The sequence below is a fragment of the Vibrio vulnificus NBRC 15645 = ATCC 27562 genome, assembly GCF_002224265.1.
GTDB classification, from domain to species: Bacteria; Pseudomonadota; Gammaproteobacteria; order Enterobacterales; family Vibrionaceae; genus Vibrio; species Vibrio vulnificus.
Map to the genome: position 1 here is coordinate 1,292,853 of NZ_CP012881.1, position 26,150 is coordinate 1,319,002.

A 26,150-nucleotide genomic window follows, 5' to 3' on the forward strand; every position below is an offset into this window, starting at 1 on the left:
ATTTTGAGCTGAAGAGTATTCCAACGTGTCGAAAAAAGCCCTTTCCAGAGTTGTCTACCCAGGCACTTTTGATCCAATTACTAATGGCCACCTCGATCTAATCGAGCGTGCGGCAAAAATGTTTGATGAGGTGATCATCGCCGTGGCGGCCAGTCCGAGTAAGAACACCATGTTTACCCTCGAAGAACGTGTCGATTTCGCCCAACAAGTTACCCATCACCTTGATAACGTCACAACGCAAGGCTTTAGTGGTTTAATGGTCGATTTTGCTCGTGATGTTGATGCCAATGTCTTAATTCGCGGCCTGCGCACCACCGTCGACTTTGAATACGAGTTTGGCTTAACCAATATGTATCGTCGATTGCTGCCAGGGCTTGAAAGCGTCTTTCTCACCCCTTCGGAAGAGCATGCTTTTATCTCTTCCACCATCGTACGTGAAGTGGCCATTCATGGCGGCGATGTAACGCAATTCGTTCCCACCGCGGTGGCAGAAGCACTACATCAAAAGAAAAAAGTGTGAAAAATAAAACCAAACCCGCCCGAGGAAGCACCTGACAGCGGGTTTTTCTTTTTTATTGCTGCGTGGGCTGAAAATGCTATGGTTGCGTGACCTGCAAACGTAAATAGTCATTCATCAACTTACGGTAATCCGCAGCCCATTCAGGCTGAGGGTTCGCAATGGTTGTTTCTTGCGAATAGAGCCCTTCTCCCCATGGGTAAAGTCGCTCAGGCTTCGAGGTGCTATATGCCCCCAGCTCTGTGATCACTCGAGACGCATTAAAACCGATATTACTCACGCCGTGAGTTGAAAGCATATTTTCCCCACCAAGAGAGACGTACTGCTGCGCGGATAAACTCAAATGGTAGAGCGTAGGAAAAATATCGCGATGAGAACCGATACGACTTGGATCGTATTGATGTTCCACATTCTGTAGGATGCTTTCCGGCACATAGAGATAGAAAGGCACCCCGAAGGTCAAGCCGAATTCCGCCTCTTCATCGATGGCGAGGTAACGCACGCGATGATCGCCAGAGGCCGCAATGACGGTTTTCTCAGCCAATGGAGATTGCTTCACACCTTGAACAAACTGACCGAGAGAATCATTCGCGTATTGGTAGGCCTGCAGCAAGTCATCCGCTTCTTTTTCCATAGGACCCAGCAAGGTTTTTAATCGCTCACTTGCTTTAACAGGCTTTGCCTGATAATCGCTCGGGGCGCGAAATGGCGAATGGTTAGTCACCGTCATGATATAAATCAACGTTGGTTGCGTGGCATCATCAAGTACTTTTCGAGCAAACTTGAAGGTAAACTCATCCGGCACGCCCCAAGTATCGGCATGCTTAGCGGCATCAGGAAAGGCGTTTTTAATGCTGTTTTCATCGTAGACCTGATCAAATCCTTGCACCGGCAAATAATTGGACAAGTTACGCCACATCCCGTTACCGCCGTAGATAAACACCACGCGATAACCGGCCTGCTTGTACGGTAATACGGCAGAGGATGCCAATGGTTTTTTCTGTGCACTGGAATGGCTGATCGTCGGAACATCACTGTGCATTAGCATCATGACGATGCTATCAATCGTCGCCGACGTGCCGGCCATAAAGCTTTTGAAAACAAAATCTTGCTCAAAGCTTTCACGTAATGTTCCTAATAAATCGTTACTTTGAGCATCGTCTTCAATCAGAACGTTGGTGCCCATCCCCTCCATCAAAGCCATCACCACATGAGGGGGATTTTCCGCAAGATAGGCATTCTCTGGCGTGACAAAGTAAGGCGTCGGTTGTCCAAGCACTTTCATCATTTGCGCTTCCACCGCTTGAGCAGAAATAGGCTCAAATTTCGATTGCTTCTTATAGTCACTTTTTGCCCAATCGAGCGCCATAAAAGCATTAGGGGTGATGATATTCAGTAGCTTGTTATCTGACACATTGGCGTGATAACGCTTAAGTGGCAAGGTACCGATGGAGCCTCTTGCGATTACCACATAAAGCAGAATCGTCACCACAATGACTGCCGTCGTATAACTCCAATGGCGAGACGTAAAACGGCGTTTTTGTAAACGCTCAACCAGCCACTGCGCGCCAACTCGGCTCAACCATGCCACTGCAAGCGAAACAAAGAAGGAACGCAAGATCGGGTAATCTTCCCAAGCATTTTCTAATACGGCCTCGGTATCATCGTCGAACAAGCCAAACGCAAACACATCAATATAGTTGCCATAAGTGACGTAGTAGTAATAGTTGCCAATGGAAAAAGCACTAAGCAGAAAGAAAATGACAAACGCATAATTGGGAACAGCACGTTGCCAAAGCGAAAAACCTCGAGAAAAGGCCGCCAATACCAGTCCGGCTAAAAATAATGGCGCAAAAGCAATCGCAATGATTTTGGCATCAAAACGCGCCCCGACCCAAAAAGCTCGGAATAGATCATTGCCGAGTCCAGTAAGATCAGAGAAATCTGCGGCCAGCAGTAGAAAAAGACCACGAGAGACCGTAAGCAGTAGTAACGACGCAACGATTAAAGAGAAAATAATGCGCATCGCTCTGTGCGCATTGGGCTGGAAATCCATTGACTAAAAAACCTAACGGGTGATCACTAAGGGGCGCACATCATAGCATAGAGAGCAAACTGCACCTCAATTCTAGGTGTCAAAGCAGTGATCAAACACACGAACGATTGGCATCTCTATATCAGCTTTCAACGAGTTTTAGGTCAATTAGCACTGACAGTGAGGACAGAAGAAGGTATTGCGTTGCCCTATCTTCTGCTCTTGAATCGCTTCCCCACAAACCGGACACGCTTCTCCCGCTTTTCCATACACTTGCAATTCTTGGGCAAAATAACCCGGTTTACCATCGGCTTGAGAGAAGTCTTTCAGTGTCGTGCCACCTTGCTCAATCGCCGTTTGCAAGGTTTGCTTGATGTGGCTCACCAAGCATTGCCACTCCTTGGCACTGAGTGACATCGTCGCTCTGGTAGGTAGGATGCGTGAGCGAAACAAAGATTCGCTGGCATAAATATTCCCCACGCCCACTACGATTTTGTTATCCATAATAAACTGCTTCACCGCAACGCGTTTGCCTTGCGCCTTTTCAACCATGTATGGTCCATCAAAAGCATCCGTTAGCGGCTCTGGGCCAATATTGCCCAACACGTCATGCTCTTCCCCTGGTGCAGCGTAAAGCCAAGCACCAAAGCGACGTGGATCGTTGTAACGCAGCACTTTGCCGTTAGAGAGTTTGAGATCGACATGATCGTGTTTGCCTGCTGGGAAGTCAGCGTCCAACACGCGCAATGAACCGGACATGCCTAAATGGACAATCGCACTGCCGACGTCGGTTTCGATGATCAGATACTTAGCTCGGCGGCCAATGTGACGAATCACTTGCCCTTGCAACTTTTTTAACTCACTTGGAATAACCCAACGCAGTTTTGGGGTGCGAAAAGTCAGTGATTGGATGGTTTGATTGTGCAAATGCGGCGTAATGCCCATTCGGCTTACTTCCACTTCTGGCAATTCAGGCATGCTGGCTCCAAGATCAAAGTGCTCAATGTCTAGTAGGGAAACAAATAATCGGTTGAAACTGAAATGGCAATCCATTGGTCTTGCCAATTCTTAAAGACCCAAAAATCCGCAAGGCGATAAAACGTGATCCTTTGTGGCTCTTCCTGATTTTGGTACCACACTTCGATGGTTTCTGGCTCAATCAATTGTGGCGCCAATTTTTGCATCGTCGCGTCATCCAGTTGTGTCCCGAGTAACGATTGCCATCTCTGCGCCCACTCTTGCGGAGAAATGGAGAGCTCGCGCGTGCTAACCCACGCTCCCTTTTGCCACTCTAAGCTATTATCGGAAAGCTGGATGGCAAGTAACTGAGCATTGGGATTCAATAGAGAAGGATAGCCGTTGATACTTTCAATCTGAGTCGAACTCTGATCGTCAAGTAAGTAGGTTTTGATCAACGTCGGGGCATTGATGATCACAATAAAGAAGGTGATGCCAGCGATGAGGATATTATTCCATCTCCGGCGACGCTTTGGTGAAACCCGCATATTCTCAATCCTGACTGATAACTGAACAAAGTATACCAACCAAGGGAAAAGCGAGGTACTAGTTTTCTAGGTTCTAGGTTCTAGGTTCTAGGTTCTAGGTTCTAGGTTCTAGGTTCTAGGAGGAGCTTAAAAAACAGCAAATAAAAAACCCAGCTCGAAAGCTGGGTTTTCTACAATCTTCAAAGAGACTTAATCAATTACTTGATTTTCGCTTCTTTGTACACAACGTGCTGGCGTACTACTGGATCAAATTTTTTGATCTCGAACTTGCCTGGCATGTTGCGCTTGTTTTTGTCAGTTGTGTAGAAGTGACCAGTATTTGCAGTAGATACTAGACGAATTTTCTCACGAATGCCTTTCTTAGCCATTGCTAATTCCTCTTATTAAACGTTTTCGCCGCGTGCACGCATATCAGCTAGAACAACATCGATGCCTTTCTTATCGATGATGCGCATGCCTTTAGCAGTCAGACGTAGTTTAACAAAACGTTTTTCGCTCTCTACCCAGAAACGATGAGTTTGTAGGTTCGGCAGAAAACGACGCTTAGTAGCATTTCGTGCGTGTGAGCGGTTGTTACCAACTGCAGGACGCTTACCAGTTACTTGGCATACTCGGGACATGAATGTCTTCTCCAAATCGTTTCAGCTCGATATCAACCTTGGTGGCCGAACCTCATCAATTAGAGGTCAAATACCATTATGGAAAATCCATACAAGGCTATCAAAGGTCGCGCATTATACTAACTTGCCATGCATTGCTCAAGACCCGAACAGATCCTTTTTACAGGTTTTCGTGATCTTTTTTTAGACAGCACGTTTTCAAGTAGTCCAAGCTGAATGTAAGTTAAAAATTTTGAGTGGCGAGGATTGTAGCAGAAACTCACTTATGAACAACAAAAAGTTTGCCTGTCAAGAGCGATGATTTTATCAACTCAAATCCAGCCTCTTTCCGCGAATGACACTACCTCTCCATCGCCGACAACAAAGTGGTCCAATACCCGTATATCCACTAAGCCCAATGCGTCACTCAAACGTCGAGTAATTCGCCGATCTGCTTGGCTTGGCTCTGCTACGCCTGAAGGATGGTTGTGCGCCAGTATTAAAGCGGCGGCATTATAGTATAAGGCTCTTTTGACAACTTCCCGAGGATAGACCGAGGCGGCATCGATGGTGCCTTCAAACATCACCTCATCTTTAATGACACGATTTTGATTATCGAGGAACAATACATAAAACGCTTCTCGATGGCGATCGCGCAGCATGGAAGAGAGATAAAGCTTAGTATGCTGTGGACTGGTAAGCGCATCACCACGTTGCAATGTTTCGGCCAAATAACGTTGCGTCATTTCCAAAACAGCTTGTAATTGAACGTATTTTGCCTGCCCCAATCCTTTGTGACGGCAAAAGCTCTGTTCATCGGCAGAAAACAGTTTTCTCAGCGAACCAAAGTCTCGCAATAAAAAATCGGCAAGTTCAATCACGTTCATTCCTTGTGTGCCTGTTCTTAAAAAGATGGCGAGTAACTCGGCATCGGACAAAGACTCAGGCCCACGCTGAAGCAACTTTTCCCTTGGCATGGATTCACTAGGCAGGTTTTTTAGGCTCATACTGATAGACTCTTGTTCATATTGAGCCTATTGCAGCGAGAAAACTGACAAAGTCCAGAATGACAATGCCAGTTCTCTATTCATAGAAGAGGTTTATGTAACTGAGATTTTTATCAGAGCTTAAAATGCCCAACCAACTTATGCATTTCTTGGCCTGATGTGCTGAGCTGCGTACTGATCGTTTCCGACTCTTGTAAGTTGTGATTAATCTCATTGACGATTTGCTGAATGGTGACGAGGTTTTGGTTGATGTCCTCAGCGACCGCGCTCTGTTGTTCAGCGGCGGATGCCGTTTGAATCCCCATATCTCGGATCATTTCCACCGCCGACTGGATGCCGGCAAGAGATTCTTTGATCTGCACAGATTCAAGTGCCGTTTGCTCACCACGCTCTTGACTGGCAGACATGGTGGTGACCGCTCTGGCCACCCCATTTTGCAACTGCTTAAGCATATCGCCAATTTCCAGCGTGCTGTTTTGTGTGCGACTGGCCAATGAACGAACTTCATCAGCAACCACGGCAAATCCGCGACCTTGCTCTCCCGCACGCGCAGCTTCAATGGCGGCATTCAGTGCCAGTAAGTTCGTTTGCTCAGCAATTTCGCCTATCACTTGCAACACTTTGGTGATTTGATCGGTCTGTTGGCTAAGCTGAGAAATGGCGTCTGAGGTAATGTTCACTTCGTCAACCAATTTGCCAATTCCTTCTATCGCGTGATTCACTTCCACTTGCGCTTCTGAGATCTGCGCATTGGCAGAATCAATTGCCTGCGCCGTGGCATGGGTATTGTTGGCGACTTCTCTCGCCGTGGCGCTCATTTCCGTCACGGCGGTTACTACTTTATCCGTCTCCAAACAGTGCGTTTGCATTTGGTTACTGGCCAACGAAGTTTGTTGATCCAGCCCAGTGGCAGCGCTTTGCACTGTTTGCGCCGAATTACGAATATCGACCATCAAAGGATGCAATTTGTCCATAAACTGGTTGAAGGCTTTGGCCACTTCCCCCACTTCATCTTGGCTTTCGACACTCAAACGAGCGGTTAAATCGCCACCGCCTGCCGCTACATCTTGCAATGAGGCCGCGATATGTTGCAGCGGCAAAATCGCCCGAGAAACAATCACGCTGATCACACCACACGCAATCAATAGCCCCACCAGCGTGAATCCAATCGCCGATAAGGTATGCTCATTCAAACTGGCAATACTTTGTACACGATGCTCTGCCACTTGCGTGTCGATATCGTCAATGTAGATCCCCGTGCCGAGCACCCAATCCCATTTTGGTAGATATTCCGCATACCCCAATTTGGGCGCTTGCGCATTGATGGTCGGCTTGTGCCAAGAGAAATAAAGAAAGCCATCGCCTTTTTGTGAAGCGTCAATCAGCCCCGCGATCACCGCAACACCATTGTCATCTTTCATGCCGTAAAGATTTTTACCCTCCAACTCCGGCTTTATCGCGTGCAGCGTGTTGACGCCTTTGGAGTCATAAGCAAAAAAGTAACCATCACTCTCAAAGCGCATTGCTTTCAAAATCTGTTTGGCTTGTTGTTGATTGTTGCCATTCACATCCGCGTCATACAAAGGCTTAATGGCGGTGACGCCCATCATCAAATAGGCTTTTAGCTCGCTTTTGCGCGTTTCAATCAACTCATTTCGATATTCGCTAAGTTCAACGTCTAAGCTTTTTACACTGTTAAAATAGAAAACCGCTGTCACCATCGCTGTCAGCAGCACTAATGGGATTAACGTTAGCAGCAATAATTTGTTCCGACTCTTCATAACAAGTTCCGTCGCTATCCATATGATTGTTTTAATTTTTAAGAGGTGTATCGCAAACATTATCTGGTGTCTATTTAGTCAATGTCTGTGAGCAACGTGCTGTTTCTCTGATCTCTTTGTCGAGTTTGTCTTCAATTAGAGAAGTAAAACCGCCCTGGTCGTTTCTCTATTATTCAGGTGAACAATCCGATCCCAACCTTGCACTATCAATCGCCTATCTTTCAATCACCTGAGCAGACAATTTGTGTTAGGATCGGCAACAGTTATTTTGGAGAGTAATCAAATGCAAACATTGGCAGGAAAGAAGATTCTACTGGGTATCAGTGGTGGTATTGCGGCCTACAAATGTGCAGACCTCACCCGACGTCTTAAAGAAAGAGGCGCAGAGGTGCAAGTGGTGATGACCAAAGCCGCGAAAGAATTTATTACCCCGCTCACCATGCAGGCGGTCTCTGGCCGACCAGTCTCGGATAGCTTGCTTGATCCCGCCGCCGAAGCCTCAATGGGCCACATAGAGCTGGCGAAGTGGGCCGATTTAATTTTACTTGCGCCTGCCACTGCGGATCTGATTGCTCGCATGGCCGCTGGCATGGGCAACGACCTACTGACCACCTTAGTGTTGGCCACTGACGCCCCTGTTGCGGTCTCTCCAGCGATGAATCAACAGATGTATCGCAACGTCGCAACCCAAGAGAACATCGCCACTTTGAGCCGACGCGGTATGGAAATTTGGGGCCCAGCGGCTGGCGAGCAAGCGTGTGGTGATGTCGGCCCAGGCCGTATGTTAGAGCCGATGCAGTTGGTCGCATTGTGCGAACAATTCTTCCAGCCAAAACCGTTGCAAGACAAATCGATTTTGATCACGGCGGGTCCAACTCGTGAAGCGATTGACCCAGTGCGCTACATTACCAACCACAGCTCAGGCAAAATGGGGTACGCGCTGGCACAAGCCGCGATGCAGTTGGGTGCGAATGTGACACTTATCAGCGGCCCGGTTTCTCTGCCAACCCCTGTCAATGTCAACCGCATCAACGTCGACAGTGCCCAAGAAATGTATGACGCCGTGATGGCTCAGGCCTCTGATCACGATATCTTCATCAGTTGCGCGGCCGTGGCAGATTACCGCCCAGCCACGATTGCTGAGCAAAAGCTGAAGAAAACCGATGACAGCGACGAGATGACCATCACTATGGTGAAGAATCCCGATATCGTCGCGTCTGTCTCCGCCATGACGGAGAATCGTCCTTTTACGGTCGGCTTTGCGGCAGAAACCAACGACGTTGAAGTGTACGCTCGCCGTAAACTGGAAAAGAAAAAGCTCGATCTGCTCTGCGCGAACGACGTGTCCGTTGAAGGGCAAGGCTTCAACAGCAGCGACAATGCGATTACGCTTTACTGGTCACAGGGAGAGAAAGCCCTGCCACTCAACAGCAAAGCGGCATTAAGTGTGGAGATCTTGAAACAGATCCAAACCCTGATGGGTCACTAATCGACATATCGCCCTCCGTTATTGATCAGGTTATTCGTACAGCTTTTTGCTAAACGATCTCACAAAACCTGATCGATACCTGATGTCTTGAACTGGGCATGCTGATATAATCGCAGACGAAAAAACGTCTATTCAAAAGGAAGTTAATCAATGGCAGGCAGTAAAAAATCAAACCGCCGTGAAGAGATCCTCCAAGCTCTTGCTCATATGTTGGAGTCTGCGGAAGGGGCATCGCGTATTACCACCGCGAAGTTGGCACAACAGGTGGGCGTATCAGAAGCGGCACTTTATCGCCATTTTCCAAGCAAAGCGCGTATGTTTGAAGGTTTGATTGAGTTTATTGAAGAAGCCTTGATGTCGCGTATCAACCGTATCTTAGATGAAGAGAAAGACACGCTAGAACGTATTCGTTTAGTACTGCAACTGCTGCTCGCCTTTGCGGAACGCAACCCAGGGTTAACGCGTATTATGTCTGGCCATGCACTGATGTTTGAAAATGAACGCCTGCGCGATCGCATCAACCAGCTGTTCGAACGCATTGAAACTCAGCTGCGTCAGATTCTACGTGAGCGCAAATTGCGTGAAGGGAAATCCTTCCCTGTCGAAGAGAAAATCCTCGCCGCTCAGTTACTGGGCCAAGTGGAAGGCAGTTTGAATCGCTTCGTTCGTTCCGATTTTAAATACCAACCGACTGAAAATTTTGAAGAATACTGGGCATTGCTCAGTGCACAGATTAAGTAATTTATGGCAACTGCAACAAAACCTGCGTTTTCAATTTCGCTGCTTCACCCTAAATACTGGCCAGTTTGGCTGGGCTTTGGCCTACTTGCCGTCATCGTCACCATCCTGCCGTACAAATTACAGCTTTGGCTGGGTCGTAGCCTTGGGCTATTTTCCATGCGCTTCGCCAAAAGCCGTGTGCATGTCGCTCATCGTAACTTGGAGCTGGCCTTTCCAGAAATGGGCCAGCAAGAGCGCGAGGCCATTGTGGTTGAAAACTTCAAAAACACTGGCTTAGCGCTATTTGAAACGGGTATCGCATGGTTCTGGCCAGATTGGCGCATCAAGCGTCATGTTGTCTTTGGTGACACCCGTGAACTAATGGAACTGGATGCCAATAAAAAAGGGGTGTTGGTGGTGTGTACGCACTCACTTAACCTTGAGATTACCGCGCGTGCCTTTTCATTGTTTGCGCCCGGTTATGGCGTGTATCGCCCACATGACAACCCCGCTTACGACTTTATTCAAACTTGGGGTCGCACCCGTTGTGGCAACCAAATGGTGGATCGCAAAGACGTTAAAGGCATGCTGAAAATTCTCCGTGGCGGTGGCCGCTTGTGGTACTTACCTGACCATGATTATGGCAACAACCATGCGGTATTTGTCCCCTTCTTTGCCGTACCCGATGCGTGTACAACGGCAGGCACAGGCGTATTAGTCGATGCGAGTAAGTGTGCGGTGATCACCGCTTCTAGCTTCCGCAAAGGCGAAACCTATACGCTGGAAATTGACCCGGATATCAGCGACCAATTCCCACGTAAAGACACTGTTGGCGCGGCAACGGTGATGAACCAAGCGATTGAGAAAGTGATTTTGCGTGGATTAGATCAATGGATGTGGCTGCACAAACGCTTTAAGAGCATGGCTGACCCAAGCCAACCACGCGGCATTCGTTATAAGTAGTTAGGATAGATTCTAGGTTGCTAGGGACTAGGGACTAGAAGCCTAGATAACTAGATAACTAGATAACTAGATAACTAGATAACTAGATAACTAGATAACTAGATAACTAGATAACTAGATTCTAGGATCTGCTTTTCCTAGAATCTAGCCTCTGCCTTTTACTTAGATCCCGTATTGGGCGCGATACGCTTTCACCGCATCAAGATGCTCCGCTGCATCGCCTTTCTCTTCCAAGAAAGTGATCAAGTCCGACAGGCTAACGATAGAAATCACCGCACAAGCGAAATCACGTTCAACTTCCTGAATCGCAGACAGCTCACCCTTCCCTTTTTCTTGGCGGTCAATCGCCACCAATACGCCAGCCAGATCGGCGCCATTGGCCTGGATGATTTCCATCGATTCGCGAATCGCTGTGCCCGCGGTGATCACGTCGTCCACCAGCATAATGCGCCCTTCTAGCGCCGAGCCAACCAAGTTACCGCCTTCGCCGTGATCTTTGGCTTCTTTACGGTTGAAGCAGTAAGGCGTGTCGATATCATGGTGATCCGCCAGCGCAACAGCAGTGGTGGTGGCAATCGGAATGCCTTTGTACGCAGGGCCAAAGAGTACGTCGAACTCAATGCCGGAATCGGCTAACGCCGCCGCGTAAAAACGACCAAGGCGTGCCAAATCACGACCTGTATTGAAAAGACCAGCGTTAAAGAAATATGGGCTTTTACGGCCAGATTTCAACGTAAACTCGCCAAACTTAAGGACTTGTTTCTCTAGTGCAAACTCAATAAATTCACGCTGGTATGCTTTCATTACTTTCTCCGTTTATTAGTTTCTAGTGCCTAGTATCTAGTCCCTAGAAAAGATAACTCAAACTATAAGAGTGTTTTCAAAGTAGATAGCTTTACAGCTAGGCAGCGAGACTTTTCAGCTCCTGAGCATAGTGCGCTATGTGATGGAGTGAAAAGTTGAAGCTAACAACGCGGTTAAGTTATCTAAGAAGAAAACAAAAAAATAGCCCCCAAATGGGAGCTATCTAAATCAATTGGCTAACGCCGCCTTCTGCGCCGCGACGATCTCGCTAATGCCCTTCTTGGCCGACTCGAGCAGAGCCAGCAATTGTTCATGGCTAAACGGTTCGCCTTCGGCAGTGCCTTGGATTTCGATCATCTTGCCTTCTTCCGTCATCACTACGTTCATGTCGGTATCCGCCGCCGAATCTTCCACGTATTCTAAGTCACACAGAACATCTTCACCCAAAATGCCGACTGAAACCGCAGCCACATGACCTTTCATTGGATTTGCTTTTAGCTTGCCACTGTCAACAAGATGCTGGAATGCATCCGCCATGGCCACGCTAGCACCACTGATTGACGCAGTGCGTGTGCCGCCATCGGCTTGGATGACATCACAGTCCACGGTGATCATAAACTCACCCATCGCTTCCAGATCCACCACCGCGCGCAAGCTACGTGCGATCAAGCGTTGAATCTCCATGGTACGACCGCCTTGCTTGCCATTGGCCGCTTCACGACGAGTACGTGAATGAGTTGCGCGTGGCAGCATGCCATATTCCGCCGTCACCCAGCCTTTACCTTGGCCTTTTAGCCAACGAGGCACCGATTCTTCCACGGTCGCATTACACAGCACCTTGGTATTACCAAACTCAACCAGCACGGAGCCTTCCGCATAAGCCGTGTAGTTACGAGTAATTTTAATTGGGCGCACTTGGTCTGCCGCGCGATCATTTGGACGCATGGATGAATACCTTTTCTGGGGATCGATTTGATTGGGGGTGAAGTATAGCGGAAACCACCGCAAGGCACTAGGGAAAGGCTCACGGTTTTTAGCTCACAGTTTTAGCAACAATGCTTCACGCCTAGCCGCAACGCCATTCTGTGCTACTATTGCCAAGCGTTATTTTCAAAGATGATAAAACAGGAAAATTCGATGATTTACAGCATGACCGCATACGCGCGCAAAGAGATCAAAGCCGATTGGGGCAGCGCGGTATGGGAAATCCGCAGTGTTAACCAACGCTACCTAGAAACCTACTTCCGCATGCCAGAGCAGTTCCGCGGTCTAGAACCCGTTCTGCGCGAGCGTTTTCGCCAACGCCTTGCTCGCGGCAAAGTCGAGTGCAGCCTAAGATTTGAAGCCAACCCAGCGGCGCGCAGCGAACTGACGATCAATGAGACCTTAGCGAGCCAAGTGATTGGTGCCGCAAAGCAAATCATGCAGCTCACCGGTGAAGATAGCCGCATCAACCCATTCCAAGTGATGCAGTGGCCTGGTGTAATGGAAACGCCAGAGCAAGATATGGACGCCATTAATCAGCAATTGTTGGCCGCTTTTGATCAAGCACTCAACGAATTTATCGAAGCGCGTGGCCGTGAAGGCGACAACATGAAAGCCTTGATTGAGCAGCGCCTAGCAGCCATCACCGCAGAAGTGGTGAAAGTACGTGCCCGCATGCCAGAGATCATTGAGTGGCAGCGTGAGCGTCTGTTCTCGAAATTCGAAGAAGCCAAGGTGGAACTGGATGCTTCTCGCGTGGAGCAAGAGCTGATCATTTTGGCGCAGAAATCAGATGTAGCAGAAGAGCTGGATCGCCTCGATTCTCACGTTAAAGAGACCACCAACATTTTGAAAAAAGGCGGTGCCGTTGGCCGTCGTTTGGATTTCATGATGCAAGAGTTCAACCGTGAATCCAACACGCTCGCGTCAAAATCGATCGCCACTGACATCACCGCTTCAGGTGTTGAGCTTAAAGTGCTGATCGAACAAATGCGCGAGCAGATCCAAAATATCGAATAGATTCTTGAGGGGAGTACCCCGTCCAAGAATGTCTTAAATGCTCTGTATTTCCTGGAAAAAAGCCTTGTAAATACAGGGCTTTTTTAATTTTTCCGGACCAAATCGGTTTACCGATATTCTCAAATCAACCAATGTGATGTCAGCAACATTACCCCACTGCCAACTTCGCGGCTTGTTGCCACATAAAGTGCGGCATTGGCTCTTTTAGCTGCCAAGTAATACTCATTGGTTGTGAGCCTGTGTGTGATACATAATCCACTTCACCATAATTCACAAAACCCATAGTGCGGCCGTATTCATCTTTGGTTTGTTCACGCACAAATAAAAACAATCGCTTACCAACAAAGAAGAAAAGGGAGTTTTTAGGTTCTTTTTTATGCTCGACCAAGAAAAACAACACTTCTATGCGCATAAAAGTATGGAATGCAAGTTGAGTGCTCATCCATGCGTTTTATTGGACAATTTTTTTTGCTAACCACATTTGACCTGTCTATAACTTCATAGTTTATCGTCATTCGCGTTCTGGTCTGTTTGAGTCCGCCGTGCCATTGTTAAAGGAGGTTCTATCCATGTATCGCATTTCCGAGTTAGCTGAAAAAGTCGGGTTGTCACGGTCAACCTTGCTCTACTACGAAAAGCTCGGTTTGCTGCAAGGTGTTCGACAAACCAACGGCTATCGGCTGTATTCGGATAAAGATGTTCAGCAGTTGCACTTGTTGCTGCAACTGCAAGCAGGCGGCTTAACGCTGAAGGAATGTAAGTCCTTTTTGGACAGCAAGGTGCAGCGCTCTGTACTTGAAAAACGCTTGCAGCAGTTGGACGAAGAAATAGTTCAAAAGCAGCAAGCTCGCACATTGCTTGCCGCCTTGCTTGGTGAGGGTTCGCTTCGGCTTTGGCACCAACAGACCGATAAATTAGCGCCAGATGCCCATCTGGATTGGTTAAAGCAGCAAGGCTTTAATGAACAACAAGCCCTACATTTGAAATGGTTATCAAAAGATATGAACGAACACGAACAATACATGGCTGACTTTATGACGGTATTTCAACACTTAGAACGCTGGGGACCGAGCTGTGATGCCGATTCGCTAAAAGCACTTTTCACGCTTCCAACAACACCCAGCAAAATTATTGATATTGGCTGTGGCAAAGGCTTTTCAACCCGTTTATTGGCAAAGCACACCCACGCAAATATTGTGGCGGTGGATAACGAGCAAAGTGCGCTTGATGAACTCGGTGAACGCCTCACGGAGCAGGGATTAGATACCCGCGTAACTCTATGCTGCGCCAGCATGACGAATCTGCCTTTCGCACCTGAAAGCTTTGACTGCATCTGGTCAGAAGGCTCAGCCTACATCATGGGCATCGAAAAAGCGTTAGCCCAATGGCGTAAATTGCTCACTGATAGCGGCGTCATGGTAGTGAGTGACCTAGTCTGGTTAACGAATGACCCAAACCCAGAAGCGATAGCGTTCTGGGCAGGTGAATACCCAGATATGCAAACCATCGAAAAACGCTTAACACAAATACGCCAAGCCGGCTTTGATGTGATTGATCATTTCACTATGAGTGAACAAGCATGGCATGATTACTATCGACCACTCAAAGCGCGGGTTGCGGATGTCAAAGTCAGCATGCCAAATTCAACCGCCATTGCAGATCTCGAGCAAGAAATTGCGATTTATGAACGCGACCTCGGCGCGTTTGGCTATCAGATGTTTGTACTACGCAAAGGCGCATAACGGATCGCCCTGCTTTGAGAAGATAGAACAGCGCTTTACGGCTATTTTTCGCCGCGACAAAGTGCTCAAACGCCGCCTCATCCACTTTAAACTGATAGACTGCGTTCAGCTAAGAAGTTAGCGTGATGCCGCGCCGTAACCACTGACACTAGTTCTAGTCGCTTGATTTTGCAGCCAGCAGCACTCAGGCGACCTTGCTATGCGTCAATGGAGAATTGAAAGGCTTGTTTTAACAACGGCTGTGTCTGAACCATTCTAGATACAGGCTCACCATCTAAATAACGTATCGGATCGATGATGATAAATCCCCAAAACTGCAAAAATCGCTCAATAAATCGGGATTCGATGAGCATGCTTACGTTTCTTTCTGGCGAGAAGTAATCACCCGTCGGAAATGCTAGCAGTAAATCGGGGAAAGCTGTCATCACCTCTTCAACCAGCTGTTCTACACTATTGTGGCTTTGAACTCGCCACAGCATAAACAACCAAAAGGCTTGCAAGTCGACATCAAACTCAAAACCGTCCAAATAACCCCAGTTATATTGGCTGATGGCGGCTTCTAACATAGGTTTGAAAAAAGCCTGTATGCCTAGAGCTTGATACTGCTTTTGTGCTGATTTTTTTACATGGTAGCGACCGCTTCGCTGATAAATAATGCCGCTAATTTCGGCTAGCACTCTGGTGTAGTGCAAGGCATTGAATTTGTCCTCGTTGCTACCCGCAAACTCGCTGATACTGAGATCACGTTCGAACTGAGCAACGGCAAACTCAGGCAACAACTCACTGGCCTGTTTAACCAACTTAGTCGGTAAATTGCCTTTACTGGTGGCTTTGAATGATCCCTCTTGTGCCATCGCTTCATCAAGAATGAGGGTTAAATAACGCATCACTGGGCTGGCAGAGAGATCGTCTGGCGTGCTGATTGTCACCCACTGCAACTCGTTGAAAGGCGCATAAAGCCAATTGGCCATTTGTGTTGGGCTGAGACCACAAAAATCGGGATTGGGCGTGTTGTTCAGCTGATTCGCTTTATGTTGCATCACTAGATTGAGTTCATCGAGTGTTAAGTCTGGGTTCATGGCAAGCAGTTGCTCGGCATCATCAGACAGCTGACTATGTATTTTTTCTGAACGACTCATACAACAGCGCTTGTATTTTTTGCCACTGCCACAGGAGCAAGGTTCGTTACGTCCGATTTTCATTTTTACACACTCTCTCCAATTGGCCTTACGTGGCAGCGATTGTGCGATCTCTCACCGAGATCACTGTGTACAATAGAACTTCACTCATATCGAGACATCGAGTTACTCATCTTTTTCTGCTGTATAACTATCTACATACGGCCAGTAGTGGTGACCCACACGTATCAGCAACGTGGCAGCCGCCAAAACAAACGCAGCAACAGAGAGCCAAACAATGAGGACCGCATCCAGCTCTTTCATGCCGAGAGTGATGTAACGAGCAATCGCCATCATCGCAATATAGATAGGATAACGGACTGGAATCTTACCATTCACCACAAACTGCTGCACCATCGCCAGCACTTCGAGATAAATGAACATTAATAAGATGTCGGTGAGTAGCACCCGCTTTTCCACAAACACATGAATGAATTCTTGCACCATGGCATAAAGCGTGGCCACCGTAATGGCAACCAACAAGACCGCTTCCAAGATATGAAAGATTTTTAAGAATGGGCGACTGAATGATTTCGGTAGATGTGACGGCACTTGTAACATTCCAAGCAAAACAATGAACTGAGCTGGCAGTGTAACATGCGGTATTAGCCAAACAGAAGAGAGCGTCTGTTTGGGCTCAGCCAAACACGACAAAAGCCGTGGTTTTGGCTGAGTTGGATTGGATGTAAGCGTCGTTACGCCACGTCTTTTTGCTGCTCGGCTTTGCGTTTGTGTTTGCGATATTTGGGATGGGTAATTGGAATCGCAGACAACAGTTTTTTGGTGTAATCGTTTTGTGGATTGGCATAGATCTCTTTGGCGCAGCCCTCTTCCACAACTTTACCGAAGTACATCACTGCCACTTTGTCGGAGACATGTTTCACTACCGACAGATCGTGCGAAATGAAAATGATCGCCAAGTTCATTTCTTGCTGTAACTGAAGTAACAGATTAAGAATTTGCGCTTGCACAGAGACATCTAACGCAGAAACGGACTCATCACAAATAAGCAATTTAGGCTTTAACGCAATCGCGCGCGCAATACCGATGCGTTGACGCTGGCCGCCGGAGAACTCATGTGGATAACGATTAACGGCTTCTGCGGGCAATCCCACTTTCACCAGTAACTCTTTCACCCAAGTTTTACGCTCCTCCGGAGTGCCAACCTTATGGATGATAAAAGGCTCTTCCAAAATCATACCTATGGTATGACGCTGATTGAGCGACTCCATCGGATCTTGGAAAACAATTTGCATTTCTTTGCGCAGCGGGCGCATCTCTTTGGGAGAAAGCTTGGTGATATCGCGCCCTTCAAAGAAAATGTGCCCTTCCGTCGGTTCATACAGTTTAAGCAGCGTACGCCCTAAGGTGCTTTTGCCACAACCCGACTCGCCAACCAAACCTAAGGTTTCCCCTTGGTTGACCGATAAACTGACGCCATCCACCGCTTTGACGGTATAGCCTTTGCGAAACAAGCCTTTGCCAGAGACAAAATGCTGTTTGAGGTTTTCAATCCTTAATACTTCTTTACTCATCCTGAATTCCTTAGCTCCTCTGACTGACTTCAAACATGCGACTATCCATCGGCTTAATGTCGATGAGCTGCTTAGGCTCACTGTCCAAGCTTGGCATTAAGCCCATCAACCGTTCAGTGTAGGGGTGCTTAGGATGATCAAACAGTTCAAAAATCTCTGCGTACTCAACAATCCGACCACCGTACATGACCGCGACGTCGTCGCACACTTCCGCCACCACACCCAGATCATGCGTGATGAATATCATCGCCATACCGGTTTCTTGCTGTAACTCGTTCATCAGTTCCAAAATGGAGGCCTGAACGGTCACATCCAACGCAGTAGTTGGCTCATCACAGATCAAGATATCCGGTTTGCACGCCAGTGCCATGGCGATCATCACGCGCTGACGCATCCCGCCAGATAGGTTGTGCGGGTACTCATTGAGGCGCTTCTCTGGCAGTGGAATTTTCACTTTTTTCAGCATCTCAAGGGCGTACTCGTTGCGAGCACGTTTATCCAAATCAGGGCGGTGTAACTCTAAGACTTCGTTAATCTGGCGACCAACGGTGTGAACTGGATTAAGCGCCGTCATTGGATCTTGAAAAATGATGGAGATTCGATCACCACGCATCGCGTACATCTGCTCAGCAGGCAGCGTCACCAAATCGGTGCCGCGATAGAGAATTTGTCCATTCACAATCTGACCATAAGGCTTGGGCAACAACCCCATGATCGACATGGAAGTGACACTTTTGCCACTGCCAGACTCACCAACCAGTCCCAAAGTGCGTCCTGCACGAACGTCAAAATTGACGCCGTGCAATACCTTGACTGGGCCATCATCGGTGGTGAAAGAGACCTCAAGATCTCTGACACTCAGAATCACATCATCCTGCATCGCGCTTCCTTCTTGTGGCCAACTTATCATTTATAGGTGTCATCAATGACCGTCACAGGAGCAAATGCCTTCCCTGCTTTAATGGCTTTTTCGGTTTCTTTCTTCGCATCTTTATCGATCCAGAATGTCCCTAAACCAATCGCACCACCACTGGTAAATAAGACTTCCGATTTTTTGGTCATCGCCTTTTGTGGGTACTTCAACCAGCGCCAGTAACCCACACGGGTATACGGTACCATGTAGCCTGGAACAATCAGGTTCGCATCGCTAATAATTTGCTGAATTTGATGGGAATAGCTGTACTTCTTCTCCAAATCAAATTCGTTTTTGTACGCCATGATTAACTTGTCCAGTTCAGGCGTGCTGAAATTGGTGTGGTTATTGGTTTGTGGGCGATTCGCATTGGCCGAATGGAAGTACTCCCAATAAGCTGGCACATCGGAAGTACCCATATCTAAGAACGCCAGTTCATGCTTTTTCTCGAGGATGAATTTAAACGCAGAGGAACCATCCACCAGTTTTAGTTCAAACTCCAATCCCGCTTTCTTCGCTTGCTCTTTCAAATACGCGATACGTGGCGTGTGGTGAGCATAACCATAGGTGATGGCGAAACTGAGACGCTGCCCTTTATCGTTAACCCGCACCCCATCGGCACCAATTTGGTTAAAGCCCGCCGCTTCAAAGTAACGAATGGCTAATTCCGGATCAAACTTAGGCGGCACTGGGTTAGGCAAGTCGTATTTACCATGGCCAGAACCGAGCGCGTGAGGCTTACGTGAGTAGTCACCACGGGTGATCTTATCGATCATGCCATCGTAATCTGTAGCATGCATGATCCCTTTACGCACATTGAGATCATCCAGCAGAGGCGTGGCAACGTTCATCCACAGTCCACCCGCGCCTTGCGGGGTTTGGTTGTAGCCCCAGAACTTCTCGATGTAGCCTTTTTGGTACGGTTCTGTGTTGGATTTGTCGTGCCACAAATCGGGTAGAATTAGGCCAAAAGTATCCAAATCGCCTTTTTCGAAATGCTTCATCGCGATGTCGTTATCGCGGATCACCGTGATACGGATTTTCTCCACATTGTAACGGTGTTGATAATACTTGTTGCTATACCCCCACCAATCTTGACCAACGTGTTTGAAGGTGACGCTTTTGCCCTTCTTAATGTCATCAAGGTAATAAGCGTTGGTGGTTGGCTCAGCTTTGAAGTTGTATTTGCGCACGAAGTTATCGTCGATGCCGTCGCCATTTTCATCTTTTGCTGGCTTGGCATAAAAGTGCGCAGGTCGCGGACGAAGCGCGCCTAAGGTATAGAGAAGATCTTCTTGGTTTTTCTCAACTTTGCTCACCGCCGCGAAGGTGTGCTGATCAATTTTCTGCACATCGTCAATCACATTGGTGTAGTACTCGTTATACCAAGGTGCTACCAAATCTTTTGAGCGGTAAAACTTGAGCATAAAAACGAAGTCATCGGCCGTCACGGGTTTGCCGTCCGACCATTTGGCATTGGGGTTTAATTTGAAATAAACCGTGCGGTTATCCCCAGCGAAGGCCCATTCATTGGCTAAGGCCGGGATCCACTCCAACGTGTCTGGATGTTGGTCTACCAGCGCAGGGGTTTCATCGAGGAAAAACGAACGCAACCCTGAGTTAGAATCAGGCCCAACACTGCGTAAAGTTTGTGGAAAGCTTTGAATGAAAGTACGGAATGTCCCGCCAAATTTGGCATCTGAAGAAGCAAACAACGGCTCATCCCAGTTGGTCTGCCAGTTCACATCCGCAGGTAAAGTGGTGGCGTAAACACCAGCACTCATCAGCGATAACGCTGTGGTTAGTAACGTTTTTTTCATCATTATGTCCCTATATTATCCGTTCCAACAGTATTGACCATCTAAACGTAACGGGTGAATTTTTTCGGATCAAAGGCTGCACGAATGGCTTCACCAATAAAGGTCACCATCACCAACACAGCAACGATAGAGCTCACCACTGAGGCCACAATCCAAGGCGAATCCAAGTTTGATTTCCCTTGCTGTAGCAGTTCACCCCAGCTTGGCGTTGGCGGCATCAATCCTAGTCCTAAGTAATCCAACGCCGTTAATGCCGTAATATTGCCAGCGATGGTAAACGGCGCTAGCGTCACGATCATCACCATGGTATTTGGCAAGATATGCTGGAAGAGAATCCGCGAAGTTGAAGCACCAAGCGCTTTGGCCGCCAGTACATATTCGCGCGCTGACTCTTTATAGGTCATGGTGCGCATGTACCACGTCATGCCCATCCAACCAAATAGCACGTTGATGCCAACAAAGAGCGCGAAAGTCGGTTGCACAATCGAGACCAAAATCATGATGACGTACAAAAACGGTACCATCGACCAGATCTCTATCAGTCGCTGGACAAACAGGTCAAATTTGCCGCCCCAATAGCCCATCGCACAGCCCACCGCAGTACCAATTGTATAAGAGATGGCCATCGTCAGCAGTGCGAACCCCATCGCGGTCCGAAAACCGTACACCAGTCGCGCGAGAATATCGCGACCAATCACATCGGTGCCGAGATAGTGTTTTGATTCTGCACTGGGCGCAGTCGGCGGAAAATCGCCCGAGAAGTCCTGCTCGTAGGGGTTCCACGGCACAATCGGCATGATCACGAAGTTGCCTGACTCATCCGCTGCAAACTGTTTTTGCAACTGGCGATAGTTGGCTTCACCCGCAGACTCTTGCCCAAACTCACTGCCACTTCTCACATCACTGATGACGGGAAAGTAATAATGGCCATCGTATTTCACCATCAAAGCTTTGCTGTTGATCAGCAATTCAGCGAACAGCGATAACACCAACATTGCAGAAAGAAGAATGAAAGACCAATAGCCACGCTTGATCGCCTTGAAGCTTCTTATTTTCTTTTGAGTTAACGGACTCACTTTGATCATATTAAGCTCCAAACTTCACACGAGGATCGACCAGCGCAACACAAACATCGGAAATGATATTTCCTAGCAGGAGAAGCACCGCATTAATTGCCACAATACCCATTACAACAGGATAATCACGCTCAATGATCGACTCATAGCCTAATAAACCTATGCCATCGATATTGAAAATAACCTCAATTAAGAACGCACCAGTCATAAAGAAGAGTAAGGAATTACCAAAATGGCTAGCAATAGGAATTAAACTATTTCGTAAAGCGTGTTTGCGTACTGCCGTTTTAAACGGCAAGCCTTTGGCGATTGCGGTACGAATATAATCCGATGACAAGTTCTCCATCAGGTTATTTTTCATCGTCAACGTCAACGTGGCGAAATCACCAATCAAATAACAGATAAGCGGCAAGACCGCGTGCCACATGACGTCTTTCGCACGCTCAAAAAACGTCTCCAAATCATCGAAATCATCGCCGACAAAGCCCCCCATCGGGAACCATTCTAGGTGGTAGGAAAAGAGTGTGATCAGCAGAACACCCACCACATAACCGGGCAGCGCATAGCCAACAAAAATTAAAATCGACGAGGCGGAATCAAAAACCGAACCATGCCGGAGCGCTTTGTAATAGCCCAGTGGAATAGAAATGAAGTAACTGATAAAAAAGGTCATGCCACCGTAGAAGAGGGAAACCGGAAGACGCTCTGCGATCATGTCTCCCACTGGTTCGTAATAGCGAGTGGACTCGCCAAAATCCAACCTAATCAGCTTGCTTAGCCAATCCAAATACGCCTGTGCAACAGGTTTATCCAAACCATAAAAGGCGTTGAGTTCCGCCATTTGCTCTTCAGAGAGTGCCGAGTTGCCCCCTGCGGTGGTCATCGCCGCAGCGCCGTCACCTTGTGCCTGCATTTTAGACAGCATGCGTTCAACTGGGCCACCAGGAACAAAACGGGTAATAGCAAAGATAAGAATAGTAATTCCTAGGAAAGTAGGAATGACCAGCGCCAGTCGGCGCAGAAAATATGACAGCATATACAACTACTCCATGTCGACTGCCTATAAATTAGAGTTTGTTAATTTAATAAATAATCAAATTCTAACTTATCTAGAGAATTAGGAACTTAATTGAAATAAGTCGGTCGAAATGTTCATCCTGAACAGCTTCAATCTCTGGAATTCAAGCTCAACGCCAGATATTAAGCGCCATATGTATCTTGAAATAACCAAAGCTTCAAGTATTTGTGATGAAAGCATGACAAATTACCAACTACATCTAAATTCTATAAATAAATTTGTAAAAAAATATAAAAAACTGCTCGTTTTCCCATCACAGAATATCAAACTGTAATGAATGGGGCTTTTGCACTACATAAAAATGCAATATTGCACAATAAACAGTCAGCCATTCTAACAGTTAAAAAACGCAAAAACCATGATGAGCCCTTATGATACAAGGGGTATCATAATTTGATACCATCAGACTCATCTTACCAGTTTGCACAAAAATGAAGCATAATACATCATTCAGTTTAAAGCTTCAGACAAATAAAATTACCCAACATATTTCACTACAATAGATCCACCCTCCAACACATACCATTAGATAATGCGCACAACACAAAATACGGTGTTTTATTGAAACATTTCACAATAAAGTGCACCAAATCACAGATAATCATGCTGCATATACAACTTAATTTAAAATTTTACATATTTTTTACATTTTATTAGCCGCGCATCCCACTGGTTTGACTTGCAAAATTCATCTCATGTATATCTGTCGCGAAACGTTAACGAAACATTAACGTCACATTTGGTCGTCGTTCAGACCAAACATAGGAATTAAGCAACACGGAGCAACACGGATGTATAAAAACACAACAGCCTTATCCGTTGCGATCAGCCTTGCATTGGGTACAGCAGCCATGTCCCCGATAGCTTTCGCAGAAGAGCAGCAAGTCGAGCAACTACAAAAGATGAAAGTCACTGGTTCACGAATCTCAACTACTGAGATGGAAGGACCTTCTCCTGTCACCGTCATTACCAGCAAAGATATTGCGGCGAAAGGATTTAACAGCGCACAAGATATTCTCAACAGCTTGACGCAAAACACGGGTGGTACACTCGCACAAACCAACTCATTCTCGTTCACTCCAGCAGCGCAGTCGGTTAACCTTCGCGGCCTAGGCGCTTCACGTACGTTGATTTTGATCGACGGTCGTCGTATGCCGCAGTACCCGCTGGCACAAAACGGCGTTTCAAACTTCCAAGACATTGGCCAAATCCCTGTATCAGCGATTGAGCGTGTGGAAGTGATGACTGACTCAGGTTCGGCCATCTACGGTTCTGATGCGATCGGCGGTGTGGTTAACTTTATCCTCAAGAAAGATTTCGACGGCGTGTCTGTGAAAGCGCGTTATGGCGATGCGACTGAAGGTGGCTACGAAAACGGCCGTCTTGATATCGTTGCGGGTAAAGACATGGAAGATAAGCGTGTTTTGTTTGTTGCGCAGTTAGCGGGCAACGAAATGCTGCAACAAAGCGACAGAAGCTGGGCGGGTGACGATAACTCCGATCGCTCTGCCTTCGGTGCTTACTCTAGCTACGGTGCGAGCTTTGTTGAAAAAGGCACCGGCAACGTTCTAACACCTGCGGTCAATAACAAAACGTGTCAAGACGTTGTGGGTGAACATGGTATCGATCGCGCCGATGGCAAGTGTGGTTTTAACCGCTCAGCGTATCGCTCATTAAAACCGGAAAACAAACAAGTTGACCTACTACTTCGTGGTGAAATGGATCTTAATGATGATCTAACTGCGATGGCAGAAGCGCGTTTCGGTTACAAATCTACCTCTTCCATTTTCGAACCGAACCCATACGACATTGAAACGGACGCAACACACTTCCGTGGCGAAGGTAAATACACTCGTCGCTTGGTGGAATTTGGCCCACGTGAAAGCAACACGGAAGCGAACGCGTTCGGCTTAACCACAGGTTTAACGGGTTTACTGGCAAATACCTACGATTGGGAAGTGTACGCCAGTTATTCTGAGCAAAAAGTCGAGACCGACAACCCTGCGGTGTTAAACACACTCGATCAAGCGGTTCAAAACGGTGACATCGACCTACTCGATACGATCTCAGCTGCCGACGTTGCCAAATACAGCGGTCGCTCAACCAAAGAAGCGTACTCAAAACTCTACTCTATCAACGGATCACTTGCTGGCGATCTAGTGGAACTGCCTGCAGGTATGTCTGGTTTTGCGGTTTACGGTGAATGGAACCGTACCGATTACAACGAATCTATCGATGCGATCACCAAAGCAGGTGGATTCTCTGGTCTAGGCGGCACTTCTGGTGGTGGTGAGCGTGACCAAATCGGTTTAGGTGTGGAAGTGCTGATCCCAGTACTGGAAGACCTAGAAGTAACGCTAGCGGGTCGTTATGACCACTACTTTGATGATTCAGCGACTGGCGGTGCTTTTACACCGAAAGCGTCGATCGCTTACCGTCCTACCGATACCCTATTGCTACGCGGTAGCTACGGCCTTGGTTTCCGCGCACCAGACCTAAAACGTCTGTTTGGTGAAGAAACCAAAGCGTTTGGCTCAGGCTTCGATCCACAACTTTGTGCTTCTGTAGGCGGTACTGGCCCTAACGACACCATTCCTGAGTGTTCAACACAGTACTTTGATACGGTAAACGGTCCAAACGCCGAGCTTGAAGAAGAAACCAGCACCAACATCAACTTGGGTCTAGCGTGGGAACCTGTTGATGATCTTGGCTTAACGGTTGACTGGTACCACATCAAAATGGAAAACGTGGTGTCTGCCCCTTCTTACCAAGACGTTATCAACGATCCGTCTAAGTACCCAGGTACCCAAGTGGTTCGTAACCCAGATGGCACCATCAAAACCGTTATTTATGGCCCAGTAAACCAAGCGTTTGAAACGCGCTCAGGTATCGACTTGTCATTGGGTTATGCGTACGACACGGCAAACATGGGTTCATTCTCAACCAAGTTCTCTATCACTAAGATCTTGATTGCAGAATCTCAAGAAAGCAGCAGTGAGCCAGTGATCGATGAACGTGACTTCCTACCGGAATACACAGCAACATTGAACCTAGGCTGGGCATACCAAGACGTGAACGTGAACCTATTTGGTAAGTTCCGCGACGAGATGTGTACAAGTTACGCGAACGACTACTACTTCGAAGATTGTGACGCTGCGAAAAAAGCGGGTTACGAAACTAAGATCTCAAGTATGACAACGTGGAACCTAACAACGTCTTACCAATTCAACGAAAGTGGTCGTGTCACTCTAGGCATCATCAACATGTTTGATAAAGAGCCACCAAAAGATCCTCTAAACGATACTTCTCCGTTCTACGCGGACAGTTATGACGATCCAATTGGTCGCCAAGTGTATGTTGAGGCGTCTTACGACTTCTAAATAG

23 protein-coding genes and 1 pseudogene are annotated in these 26,150 nt (G+C 47.4%); 7 read left to right on the forward strand and 17 right to left on the reverse strand.

Going from position 1 to position 26,150, the window contains the following annotated elements:
* The first annotated feature begins 25 nt into the window (after positions 1-25).
* Complete coding sequence (coaD, locus tag AOT11_RS05965; RefSeq protein WP_017420461.1) at positions 26-520, forward strand: pantetheine-phosphate adenylyltransferase; 495 nt, start codon at positions 26-28, stop codon at positions 518-520.
* 76 nt (positions 521-596) lie between these two features.
* Here coaD and AOT11_RS05970 read toward each other — a convergent pair whose 3' ends face one another.
* The 7 genes from AOT11_RS05970 to AOT11_RS06000 form a co-directional block, all read right to left on the reverse strand.
* Complete coding sequence (locus AOT11_RS05970; RefSeq protein WP_017420462.1) at positions 597-2,573, reverse strand: LTA synthase family protein; 1,977 nt, start codon at positions 2,571-2,573, stop codon at positions 597-599.
* Positions 2,574-2,720: 147 nt separating this feature from the next.
* Complete coding sequence (gene mutM, locus AOT11_RS05975; protein ID WP_026050278.1) at positions 2,721-3,530, reverse strand: bifunctional DNA-formamidopyrimidine glycosylase/DNA-(apurinic or apyrimidinic site) lyase; 810 nt, start codon at positions 3,528-3,530, stop codon at positions 2,721-2,723.
* Between the two features lie 29 nt (positions 3,531-3,559).
* On the reverse strand, positions 3,560-4,057 hold the full coding sequence (locus tag AOT11_RS05980) for a hypothetical protein (protein WP_017420464.1): 498 nt from the start codon (positions 4,055-4,057) through the stop codon (positions 3,560-3,562).
* A gap of 197 nt (positions 4,058-4,254) precedes the next feature.
* Positions 4,255-4,425, reverse strand: a complete 171-nt coding sequence (gene rpmG, locus AOT11_RS05985; protein WP_011078893.1) for a 50S ribosomal protein L33 — start codon at positions 4,423-4,425, stop codon at positions 4,255-4,257.
* A gap of 15 nt (positions 4,426-4,440) precedes the next feature.
* On the reverse strand, positions 4,441-4,677 hold the full coding sequence (gene rpmB, locus AOT11_RS05990) for a 50S ribosomal protein L28 (protein WP_011078894.1): 237 nt from the start codon (positions 4,675-4,677) through the stop codon (positions 4,441-4,443).
* 311 nt (positions 4,678-4,988) lie between these two features.
* Positions 4,989-5,663: a RadC family protein gene (gene radC, locus AOT11_RS05995; protein WP_017420465.1), complete on the reverse strand. Its 675-nt coding sequence runs from the start codon at positions 5,661-5,663 to the stop codon at positions 4,989-4,991.
* A gap of 113 nt (positions 5,664-5,776) precedes the next feature.
* Entirely contained in the window at positions 5,777-7,444 is a 1,668-nt protein-coding gene (locus AOT11_RS06000) for a methyl-accepting chemotaxis protein (RefSeq protein ID WP_038969595.1), read from the reverse strand.
* 283 nt (positions 7,445-7,727) lie between these two features.
* Here AOT11_RS06000 and coaBC point away from each other — a divergent pair, with 283 nt between their 5' ends.
* From coaBC to AOT11_RS06015, 3 genes are all read left to right on the forward strand, one after another.
* A complete protein-coding gene (gene coaBC, locus AOT11_RS06005) occupies positions 7,728-8,933 on the forward strand; it encodes a bifunctional phosphopantothenoylcysteine decarboxylase/phosphopantothenate--cysteine ligase CoaBC (protein ID WP_026050276.1) in 1,206 nt (401 codons plus the stop codon).
* A 150-nt stretch (positions 8,934-9,083) separates the two neighbouring features.
* The gene (gene slmA, locus AOT11_RS06010) at positions 9,084-9,674 is read left to right on the forward strand and encodes a nucleoid occlusion factor SlmA (RefSeq protein WP_011078898.1); all 591 of its coding nucleotides are present in this window, start codon (positions 9,084-9,086) and stop codon (positions 9,672-9,674) included.
* A gap of 3 nt (positions 9,675-9,677) precedes the next feature.
* The gene (locus AOT11_RS06015; protein ID WP_017420468.1) at positions 9,678-10,616 is read left to right on the forward strand and encodes a Kdo(2)-lipid IV(A) acyltransferase; all 939 of its coding nucleotides are present in this window, start codon (positions 9,678-9,680) and stop codon (positions 10,614-10,616) included.
* Between the two features lie 162 nt (positions 10,617-10,778).
* On the opposite strand, the gene pyrE is transcribed toward AOT11_RS06015, so the two are convergent.
* Together pyrE and rph are read right to left on the reverse strand one after the other, a co-directional pair.
* On the reverse strand, positions 10,779-11,420 hold the full coding sequence (pyrE, locus tag AOT11_RS06020) for an orotate phosphoribosyltransferase (RefSeq protein ID WP_011078900.1): 642 nt from the start codon (positions 11,418-11,420) through the stop codon (positions 10,779-10,781).
* A gap of 228 nt (positions 11,421-11,648) precedes the next feature.
* Positions 11,649-12,365 (reverse strand): ribonuclease PH, encoded by a 717-nt coding sequence (gene rph / locus AOT11_RS06025; protein ID WP_011078901.1) that lies wholly within the window; start codon positions 12,363-12,365, stop codon positions 11,649-11,651.
* A gap of 192 nt (positions 12,366-12,557) precedes the next feature.
* Between rph and AOT11_RS06030 the strand changes: the two genes are divergently transcribed.
* Positions 12,558-13,424 (forward strand): YicC/YloC family endoribonuclease, encoded by an 867-nt coding sequence (locus tag AOT11_RS06030; RefSeq protein ID WP_017420469.1) that lies wholly within the window; start codon positions 12,558-12,560, stop codon positions 13,422-13,424.
* Positions 13,425-13,572: 148 nt separating this feature from the next.
* Here AOT11_RS06030 and AOT11_RS06035 read toward each other — a convergent pair.
* Positions 13,573-13,764, reverse strand: a pseudogene (locus tag AOT11_RS06035) (hypothetical protein); the annotation flags it as partial.
* A 229-nt stretch (positions 13,765-13,993) separates the two neighbouring features.
* Between AOT11_RS06035 and AOT11_RS06040 the strand changes: the two are divergent.
* The gene (locus AOT11_RS06040; RefSeq protein WP_017420471.1) at positions 13,994-15,166 is read left to right on the forward strand and encodes a MerR family transcriptional regulator; all 1,173 of its coding nucleotides are present in this window, start codon (positions 13,994-13,996) and stop codon (positions 15,164-15,166) included.
* 197 nt (positions 15,167-15,363) lie between these two features.
* Here the strand turns inward: AOT11_RS06040 and AOT11_RS06045 are convergent, their stop codons facing one another.
* The 7 genes from AOT11_RS06045 to AOT11_RS06075 form a co-directional block, all read right to left on the reverse strand.
* Positions 15,364-16,368, reverse strand: coding sequence for a YecA family protein (locus AOT11_RS06045; protein ID WP_017420472.1), 1,005 nt, complete (start codon positions 16,366-16,368; stop codon positions 15,364-15,366).
* 102 nt (positions 16,369-16,470) lie between these two features.
* Positions 16,471-16,896: a phosphate-starvation-inducible protein PsiE gene (locus AOT11_RS06050; protein WP_026050275.1), complete on the reverse strand. Its 426-nt coding sequence runs from the start codon at positions 16,894-16,896 to the stop codon at positions 16,471-16,473.
* Between the two features lie 143 nt (positions 16,897-17,039).
* Positions 17,040-17,879 carry an ABC transporter ATP-binding protein gene (locus AOT11_RS06055; protein ID WP_080586378.1) on the reverse strand — a complete coding sequence of 280 codons (840 nt, stop codon included), beginning with the start codon at positions 17,877-17,879 and terminating at the stop codon, positions 17,040-17,042.
* A gap of 10 nt (positions 17,880-17,889) precedes the next feature.
* Complete coding sequence (locus AOT11_RS06060; protein ID WP_017420475.1) at positions 17,890-18,759, reverse strand: ABC transporter ATP-binding protein; 870 nt, start codon at positions 18,757-18,759, stop codon at positions 17,890-17,892.
* A 26-nt stretch (positions 18,760-18,785) separates the two neighbouring features.
* The gene (locus tag AOT11_RS06065; protein ID WP_017420476.1) at positions 18,786-20,612 is read right to left on the reverse strand and encodes an extracellular solute-binding protein; all 1,827 of its coding nucleotides are present in this window, start codon (positions 20,610-20,612) and stop codon (positions 18,786-18,788) included.
* Between the two features lie 41 nt (positions 20,613-20,653).
* Positions 20,654-21,697, reverse strand: coding sequence for an ABC transporter permease (locus AOT11_RS06070; RefSeq protein ID WP_017420477.1), 1,044 nt, complete (start codon positions 21,695-21,697; stop codon positions 20,654-20,656).
* Position 21,698: 1 nt separating this feature from the next.
* Positions 21,699-22,724 carry an ABC transporter permease subunit gene (locus AOT11_RS06075; RefSeq protein ID WP_017420478.1) on the reverse strand — a complete coding sequence of 342 codons (1,026 nt, stop codon included), beginning with the start codon at positions 22,722-22,724 and terminating at the stop codon, positions 21,699-21,701.
* Between the two features lie 833 nt (positions 22,725-23,557).
* Between AOT11_RS06075 and AOT11_RS06080 the strand changes: the two genes are divergently transcribed.
* Positions 23,558-26,146, forward strand: coding sequence for a TonB-dependent receptor (locus AOT11_RS06080; RefSeq protein ID WP_017420479.1), 2,589 nt, complete (start codon positions 23,558-23,560; stop codon positions 26,144-26,146).
* Positions 26,147-26,150: the final 4 nt, after the last annotated feature.